This window comes from Geobacillus sp. WSUCF1 (assembly GCF_000422025.1).
Taxonomy (GTDB): Bacteria; Bacillota; Bacilli; order Bacillales; family Anoxybacillaceae; genus Geobacillus; species Geobacillus zalihae.
This window is the reverse complement of the sequence record NZ_ATCO01000179.1, coordinates 1-7,701: the sequence shown is the minus strand read 5'-3', so window position 1 is coordinate 7,701 and position 7,701 is coordinate 1. Positions and strand designations below refer to the sequence as shown.

Genomic DNA, 7,701 nt, shown 5'->3' with positions numbered 1-7,701 from the left:
CCTCGCTTTCCCGTGATCACAGTGAACGATCTGTTTTACAAACATAACATTAACGTTAACGTTATATTTTTGTCAATAGCTATTTAGAAGGCCGGTGAAAAACCGCTGTTTTCCTTGATCGATGGGTGAACGTGTGAAAATAGGGGCTGATGCTACAAGGATTTTCTACTTGAGAAGCGATTCCGGGAAGCTGTTGCCCTAGTAAATCACCAGCCTTTTCGATGAGATGTATACCGCATCAAAAAAGAATATCCCGATTGGGTGCGGGATATCCATTGCTCGTCAAGGATCTGTTGGTTTTGCTTTTTTGGCTTCGAGCACTTCTTTGACCGCCGCTTCAATTTCTTGATAGCTTGTGCAGCGGCAAATATTCGACTCCAGCCATTCTTGAATCGTCGCCTCATCGGCGTTTGGGTGCCGCTCGATGAGCGCGTGGGCGTTCATAATGAACCCAGGAGTGCAATAGCCGCACTGAAAGGCGAAGTGGCGGACGAAGGCGTGCTGAATGGGGGCATCATCAAGCCCTTCGATCGAGGTGATCTCTTTGCCGACCGTTTCGATAGCCAGCATCATGCATGATTTGATCGGCGTGCCGTCGACTAAGACGGTGCAGGCGCCGCAGTCGCCGTTCAAACAGCCTGGCTTGGCCCCGGTCAGCCCCAGCCCATCGCGCAAAACAAACAGCAGCGTTTCGGCTTGGCGAGTGACGATCGATCTTCGTTCTCCATTAACGTGCAGCACAAGCTCCCGCTTTGTCGTTTCCTCCATGTCCGCATGCTCACCTCCTGTTTAGACGGTTTCTCCGTCTCCGAGCTCACGAAGCATATCTTCAAGCAGCTGGGCGGCCACGAACAGCCGGTAGTCTGCTGAGCCTTCAATATCGTGCAAAATCGGGCGCGGGAAGGCGTCAACCGCTGCTTGGATTCGTTCACCAACTGGGCGGCTCCGGTCGTTTACATGCGCCTCAACTTCAGCGGAGCGGAACGGGAACGGACAGACGCCGCTTAGAGCAGCGCGAACCGTCCCGTCTTTTTTCAGCGCTGCAATCGTCACAAGCGGGTAGCCGACTTCCCCTTGCTTGCGGCGCTTGCGGTGGAAATGGGGCAGGGTGGCGGTGGCACGGTCAACCTTGAACTGGACGACAAATTCACCGCGGCCAAGCTGCAGCTGTTGATGAAACAAGTCAAGGAAGCGGCATTGCCTGATGCCGTATGGTCCGGCGATGATGACATCCGCCTCGGCGACGAATAGCGGCAGTGCGGTCTCACGGTAAAAAATTTGTCCGCAGATGTTGCCGCCGAGCGTAATTTGGTTGCGCGCTGTCCGGTCGGCGACTTCTCGCGCCGCTTTTGTCAATAACGGGAACGGATTTGCTTCTTCGAGCTCGCCGAGGGAGAGCGCCGCTCCAAGCACGAGAGGATCGGCGCTCGCCTCAAGCGCCCGGCACTCAGGGATCGATTTTATGTCAATGACGGCCGCGGTGCGGACAAGGTTCAACCGAGACAACGTGATGATTTCCGTGCCGCCGCCGTAGTAGAGCGGTCGTTTTCCATCCCGCTCGAGCGCCGCAAACAGCGCTGTCGCTTCGGCGATCGACTGCGGCCGGTAGTAGGCAAAGTCAAACGGAACCATAGGAGTCCCCTTTCTGTGTCCGCCAAATGAGTTCAGGCACAAGCGGCAGTTCATTGAGCGGCACGCCGGCAGCGAGCGACAAGGCGTTTGCCAAGGCGGCGGGCATGCCGATCAAGCCATGTTCGCCGATGCCGCGAGCGCCGTATGGGGCATCGATTTGCGGCGTTTCGACAAACTCAACGATGTACTCTGGATGTTCGCCGAAGCGAATCGGCCGGTATGTGCGCAACTGTGGGTTTAACACGCGCTGTTCGTTGTCAAAAAGAAACCCTTCGCGGCTGGAAAAGCTTAGCCCCATGCTCATCGCCCCCATCGCTTGGCCAAGCGCTGCCTTTGGGTTGAGCACTTTGCCGGCATCAATGACCGCATACGCTTTGACAATGCGATACGTGTAGTCGCGGCGGTTGAACTCAATTTCCACTCCCTCGGCGCATACGCCCCATTCCGGTCCCGGTTTGCCGGCGCCGGTCTCCGGATCAAGCGGGGTCAAGTGGCGCAAAATGTAGCGGCCGCGCCCGATCACTTGCCCGCCGATGGCGTTGCCGTTCGGAAACTTGTAGCCATAGGCGATGTCTTTGATCGGAAGAAAGATGGCCGGGTCATCGCGCAAAAAGACGCGCCCGAACCCGACTTCCAAATCGTCCGGCGAGGCCCGCAAGACGCAGGCGGCGATGTCTTTTAACTGACGGATGGCGTCGTCGGCAGCGGCAAGCGCCGCACGTCCGTCCATAAACGTCCCGCGGCTGGCGACTGTTTTCCAATGTTCCGGCGTCGTTTGCGTATCAATATCCATTTTGACATGGACACAATCGACGTCCATCTTCAGCCGTTCAGCAACGATTTGCGCGAGCACCGTTTTCGTTCCGGTTCCGATTTCGACGACGCCGGAGATGACGTTGACACTGCCGTCGGAGTTGAACGTTAAGATGACGCCCGAGCTAGCATCTGTGTCGATCGTCGATGTTTTCCAGCCGCTGCTGATTCCCTTTGCTCTTACCGTATAAGCGTCCACTTCGACGCGCTGCCACTCGTCCCAGCGCATCAGCTCGCGCAACCGGTCGAGGCAGGCTGATATGTTGCCGACGTTGCTTTTCGTGAGCCGCACTTGCGTCGGGGTCGTATGCCCCGGGCGGATGGCATTTTTGCGCCGCACCTCCCATGGGTCAAGTTGAAGCGTTCGTGCCAATTCATCGATGGCCCGCTCGACGGCAAATGCCTGTTCGCAATGGCCAAAACTGCGAAACGGCGTCGCGTACGGGCGATTCGTATAGACGCACAATGAATCACAAAAGACGTTTTCGACATGGTACGGGCCGGTGCAATCGACGGCTGCGGCGCGGCTGACATCGATCGCCTTGTCGGAATAAGCCCCGCCGTCAAATAGAAATAAGATTTCCATGGCCTTGAACAAGCCCTCTTTTGTCGCGCCGATTTTGACGGTTGCCTCCAAACCGATATGGACGGGCGAAGTGACCATGTCATGCTCGCGGCTGTTCCAGACGCTCACTTTTCGGCCGCCGACCGCTTTGGAGGCAAGGTAGGCAAGCAGCTCAAGCTGGACGGGCGCTTTTCCTCCGTAGGCGCCGCCGACAAGCGGCGTATGGACGATGACTTTGCCGGTTTCTTCGCCAAAATACGTATGAAGCAACTTCTTGATCATAAACGGTGACTGTGAGGAGGCGGAAATATGGATCGTGCCGTCCGGCCAAATTTCTGCCGTGGCGCAGCGTGTTTCCATCGCGATATGATCGGAAGGGGCGAACGATACGCTTGTTTCGACGATGACGTCGCTTTCAGCAAACCCTTGTTCAATGTTGCCTTTTCGGATTTTCGTCCGGTGGGCGACGTTTGTCCCTGGCTCAGGATGAGTCGTTTTGTTTTTTTCATAGCGGTCGAGATGTTCATGCAATAATGGAGCGCCTTCTTTCAACGCCTCGCGCGGCGAGCCGACGGCTGGAAGCGGTTCGTAAACGACGCGGACGAGGCGGGCTGCTTGTTCGGCTTGCGCGAGCGTATCGGCTACGACGACGGCGACGACTTCGCCATAGTAGCGCACTTTGTCGACGGCGATCGGCGGACGATCGCGCATGTCTTCACCGGTGAGCGGAAGCCCTTCACCGGTCACAACAGCATGGACGCCGGGGGCGGCGAGCGCGCGGCGTGCCTCCAGCGAGAGGATGCGCGCGTGGGCGTATGGGCTTGTCACCAAAGAGGCATGAAGCATCCCCTGTTCTTTGAAATCGTTCGTATATTTCGCCCGGCCGGTCACTTTATCCCACGCTTCTTTGCGGATAATGCTTTTACCGACGGCCATGGGGGCGTCCCTCCTTTTCTTCTCGAACGATGACGGCATGTTTATAATCATCTTTCGTGTCAATGTCGAGGCTGGCTGTTTCGCCGCCTTCATACAAAAGGCCGCGCCAGTGGGGGTCGCGAAGGAGCGCACGCCCGCCGGCATCGCCCTTTAGAGAAAGCAGGGAAGGAAACATTTGTTTTCCAAAAATGACTGGGGGCATCGGCGTGCCGAAGCGGGCGAAGGCGACGTAATCAGGACGGTGGCGGCGATAAAGGCCGGCCAGCACCTCAATCGTTTCAGACGTGACAAACGGCTGATCGGCGAGCAGCACAGCGGCGGCGTCGGCCCCGCTAGCGACTGCTTCTTGCAGGCCGCAGGCAAGCGAATGCGCTTGACCGCCATGATGGGCTGCGCAGCGGACGAAGCGGCACTTTTTATGATTCCGAAGTTCAGCCGGAAGCCACGCGAGCGCATCGTCTGGAGGGACGACAACGATGACGGGCGCAAGGCAAGAATGAAGCGCAGCCTGAAGGCCGGCAGCGCCCAGCGTGCTTTCCCCCCAGGGCAAAGCGCGTTTATCCGTTCCCATCCGCCGGCTTTCTCCAGCCGCCAAATAAATGCCAGCGATGGTTGGGCGACTCATCATACTCTCTCCGTTGACCGCCTGCGAAGGACGCTGATCAATTCGGCAGTGATGCTGACGGCGATCTCATACGGACCGCGTGCGCCGATGGAAAGCCCTGCCGGCGAACGGACAAATGGAGGCGTCGAGCCGGAAGGAAAGAGGCGGTCCGTGCGCCGCCGCGGACCGAGCACACCGAGATAAGCGAGTGGCATGTCGGCTAACAAGGAAACGAGTTCGCGGTCGCGTTCAAACTGGTGGGTCATGATGACAACAAAGTCGCGCTCGTTTAGGCGAAGCCGCGGAACAGTTTCATGGGGAAAGCCCATGACGAAGGCATCGGCGTCCGGCACGTGGGATGGATGGCAAAACGCCGGACGCCAATCGCTTACGGTGACGGAGAACCCGGCGGCTTTGGCGGCTGAGACGAGCGGCGGGGCGTCTGATCCGGCGCCGAATACGACAAGGCGCGGTTTTGGCCAAAAGTGCTGAACGTAAAATGTTTCCCCGTCCACTTCGTACAAACCGCTTCGCCCTTGATAAAACGGCGTTTTGTGAAGCCATTCGCGCCATTCCCGATGCGGCGTCCGACGGCAACCGCCGAATTGTTCGCCTGTTTCGCTTTGGAAAAACGGCCGCTCGTCTGGATACATGATGCTTCGGACCATCAGTACATGTTCGCCGCGGTCAAGGCAACGCTTGAGCGCCAGCCAATCGAGTTTTGCGTCGCTTGTGACCGGCTCGAGCCAAATGTGGACGAGGCCGTTGCAGCCGGCGCCCTGCCCCCACGACCAATCATCCTCAGTCCGCAAGTCAAACGAAACAGCGGTTGCCTGGCGGTTCGCCAATACCTCACGCGCGTAGGCCGCCACCGCTTCTTCGAGGCATCCGCCGCTCAGCAGCCCGACCGTTTCCCCGTTTGCGCCAATCCACATGCATGTTCCTTCTTTTTGATAAGCCGAGCCTTCCACACTGATGATGATGGCTAACACGCCGTCGCCTGGTGCGCCGGCGATCGCTTCGAGCACAGCATAGTAGCTTTCCATGCTCATCCTCCTTCCGCATGGCGCCAAAGGCGGCTAAGTTGTTGAAAGCGCGGCGGGACGATCCATAAAATTTCGTAATGGCTGTAAGCGGCGACAGCAGGTGGGCCATTAGGTCGTCCCTCTTTCGAAAAAGAGCTCTACTATCATTATATTTCGGCAACAAATGCCCATGACTGAAAAACAAAAGAAGCCAGCCGTCATCGGCTAGCTTCCTTGTTTTGGATCGTTTTTTCCTTTTCCGAGCCGTCCAGCGCGCTTTGCCGCCTCCCGCAGCAAATACTCGATTTGGGCGTTGACGCTGCGAAACTCGTCTTGCGCCCATTGCTCTAGTATGGCGTACAGGTCATAATCAATGCGCAAAGGGAATTGTTTTTTCTTTGTCATTGCACTCCACAACCATTAGTATAGACTGCCGGTATTGATCACCGGCTGGGCGGCGCGTTCGGAGACGATTGCCACCATCAAGTTGTTCACCATTGCGGCTTTTCGTTCATCATCTAACTCTAAAACGTTTTCTTTGTCAAGCTGTTCGATCGCCATGCGCGCCATCGAGACGGCGCCTTCGACGATCTTTTTCCGGGCGGCCAAAATGGCGGCGGCTTGCTGGCGTTGGAGCATGGCGCCCGCGATTTCCGGCGAGTAGGCCAAGTGGGTGAGGCGCGCTTCCATCACGTCAACTCCGGCAATGCGCAGCCGGTCTTGCAATTCTTGGGCAAGCACATCAGAAATGACATCCGCATTGCCGCGCAGCGTGATCTCGTTGTCGTCTTCAAACGTGTCGTACGGATATTTTGTCGCCACATGGCGGATAGCGGCTTCACTTTGAATCTCGACGAATTGTTCATAATCATCAACGTCAAACACCGCCTTGGCTGAATCGATGACGCGGAAGACGACGACGGCGGCGATTTCAATTGGATTGCCTTGAACATCGTTCACTTTCAACCTGTTGCTCGTGAAGTTGCGCACGCGCAGCGATACTTTCTTTCGAACGGTGAGCGGCACGGTGAAAAACAGCCCGCTGTCGCGAATCGTGCCAAAGTAGCGGCCGAAAAAAATGATCACTTTTGCTTGATTCGGCTGAACGATCGTGATGCCAGTCGCCAAGAAGGCGGCAAGGGCGAAGCAGAAAACGGCCAATAAGAGCTGCGCTTGAATGAGGCTGACAAAACCAGCCAGAACGAAAAGAGCGATGCATCCGATGCCGATAAATCCATCTATGCGCCATGCTTCTTGTTCTCTCATAACCTATCCCCCTAATAGTGTCAATTTGATACTTATATGATATCATATAATCAAAAAAATGGAAACCGGAATTGATCATGGTAAGACGAGAAGAGGGAGTCGCCCATAGCTCGCCACGAGGCAGATGTTTCTAACTATTTTCCATCCAGAAGTATAAAGGCGATCGTTCAGCCTGTTACTGTTTTAATGAACTAAAAAATGGAAATTCATCATTGACATCGCTTTCATTGTCATCATACAATAGAAAAAAAGACCAATAGGTGTGTAGAAGCCATGGAACCAAGACAAGCGCGCATCGGCCGGCTGGCATTGCTGCTGGCGATGCTGGACGAGGGAGAGGAAGACCCGATCCTCAACCAGCTTGAGGCGCTCGCTTGGCGCTATTGCCAAGGGCGGGTCGGGGCGATGGAGCCGCAAAAAATCGTCGCGGCGATTGAGACGGCGGCAAAGCGGCATGGAGTGGTGGACGGCGGCGTGTACCGCGAGATGCACGCCTTATACCATGCAATTTTAGAGGCAGTGCATGGCGTGACGAGAGGGCAGGTAGAGCTGGGAGATTTGTTGAGAACCGCTGGCCTTCGTTTCGCCGTCGTGCGCGGTATGCCGTATGAACAACCGAACGAAGGGGAATGGATCGCCGTTGCGTTGTACGGGACGATCGGCGCCCCGGTGCGCGGGCTCGAGCACGAGGCGGCCGGGCTCGGAATCAATCATATATAGGAGCGATCCATGCCTAGAGCGATGAGTCATGAGGAGGCGAACACTGCCATATGGCAGGCCGCCTCCTTTTTAATTGGGAAAGGAGCTTGATTGGGAAAACCAGTCAACTACCCCCACTTCGCTCACGCTTGAAGTGGAGG

8 protein-coding genes are annotated in these 7,701 nt (G+C 56.4%); 1 reads left to right on the top strand and 7 read right to left on the bottom strand.

The window, feature by feature from the left end; all coding sequences use genetic code 11:
- Positions 1-282 precede the first annotated feature (282 nt).
- The 7 genes from I656_RS01925 to I656_RS01955 all read right to left on the bottom strand — a co-directional run bounded on the left by I656_RS01925 (position 283) and on the right by I656_RS01955 (position 6,841).
- Positions 283-768, bottom strand: a complete 486-nt coding sequence (locus I656_RS01925) for a (2Fe-2S)-binding protein (RefSeq protein WP_020756509.1) — start codon at positions 766-768, stop codon at positions 283-285.
- 21 nt (positions 769-789) lie between these two features.
- The gene (locus I656_RS01930) at positions 790-1,632 is read right to left on the bottom strand and encodes a xanthine dehydrogenase family protein subunit M (protein ID WP_033006563.1); all 843 of its coding nucleotides are present in this window, start codon (positions 1,630-1,632) and stop codon (positions 790-792) included.
- Positions 1,619-3,946 carry a xanthine dehydrogenase family protein molybdopterin-binding subunit gene (locus I656_RS01935; protein ID WP_033006562.1) on the bottom strand — a complete coding sequence of 776 codons (2,328 nt, stop codon included), beginning with the start codon at positions 3,944-3,946 and terminating at the stop codon, positions 1,619-1,621. Before I656_RS01935 ends, I656_RS01930 begins: the two co-directional genes overlap by 14 nt.
- Positions 3,933-4,571 carry a xanthine dehydrogenase accessory protein PucB gene (gene pucB, locus I656_RS01940; RefSeq protein ID WP_033006561.1) on the bottom strand — a complete coding sequence of 213 codons (639 nt, stop codon included), beginning with the start codon at positions 4,569-4,571 and terminating at the stop codon, positions 3,933-3,935. The genes I656_RS01935 and pucB overlap by 14 nt, the downstream gene beginning before the upstream one ends.
- On the bottom strand, positions 4,571-5,596 hold the full coding sequence (locus I656_RS01945) for an XdhC family protein (RefSeq protein ID WP_033006560.1): 1,026 nt from the start codon (positions 5,594-5,596) through the stop codon (positions 4,571-4,573). The genes pucB and I656_RS01945 overlap by 1 nt, the downstream gene beginning before the upstream one ends.
- A gap of 204 nt (positions 5,597-5,800) precedes the next feature.
- Entirely contained in the window at positions 5,801-5,980 is a 180-nt protein-coding gene (locus tag I656_RS01950) for a hypothetical protein (RefSeq protein WP_013522935.1), read from the bottom strand.
- Between the two features lie 15 nt (positions 5,981-5,995).
- Complete coding sequence (locus tag I656_RS01955; RefSeq protein WP_020756503.1) at positions 5,996-6,841, bottom strand: SPFH domain-containing protein; 846 nt, start codon at positions 6,839-6,841, stop codon at positions 5,996-5,998.
- Between the two features lie 273 nt (positions 6,842-7,114).
- On the opposite strand from I656_RS01955, the gene hutP reads away from it, so the two are divergent.
- Positions 7,115-7,561: a hut operon transcriptional regulator HutP gene (gene hutP / locus I656_RS01960; RefSeq protein ID WP_020756501.1), complete on the top strand. Its 447-nt coding sequence runs from the start codon at positions 7,115-7,117 to the stop codon at positions 7,559-7,561.
- The last annotated feature ends 140 nt before the right edge of the window (positions 7,562-7,701 follow it).